This window comes from Pseudomonas sp. 05N36 (assembly GCF_056397385.1).
Map to the genome: position 1 here is coordinate 1 of NZ_JBFTNH010000068.1, position 475 is coordinate 475.

Annotated in this window: 1 protein-coding gene; it reads right to left on the reverse strand. The window is 72.0% G+C overall.

Going from position 1 to position 475, the window contains the following annotated elements; translation table 11 throughout:
- A partial coding sequence (locus AC1DIH_RS28185) for a hypothetical protein (protein WP_477774096.1) occupies nt 1–475 on the reverse strand: 475 nt, incomplete at both ends.

Below are 475 nucleotides of genomic sequence, written 5' to 3' on the forward strand. Positions count from 1 at the left end.
GCCATAGGGCGACCGCTCCTGCCCGAACGACTGGTCACCGCGTGAGCGCTGGCGGTAGTTGCGGCCGGCCTCGGCCTCGTAGCCGCGCTGGGGCTGGGGCTGGGGCTGGTAGGGCTCGTAAGGGGGATTGGGGTCGGCGCGCCGGGCGGGCGTGGTGCCGGGCGAGCGCGAGGCGGCCTGATAGCCATCCTCATAGCCGCTGCTGTAGGCGGTCACGTAGCCGCGGTTGTGCGGCGTGCTCTCGTCGCGGTTCTCGTCGTAGGTGGAGCGGGCTGGATAGTAGACCGGGCCGCCACGTGCCTGGTTGCCCTGCCGGCCCGATTCCGTGCCCCATGCCGTACGGCCGCGCCGCCAGGCGCCATCGTCGCGCACATTGTCGTCGGGCGCGTTCCAGCCGTTGTCGCTGGCGTCATAGGGATTGCGGTCGCGCGTGTTGCCGTACCGGCCGCCCGACAGGTCGCGTTCCCGCCAGTTC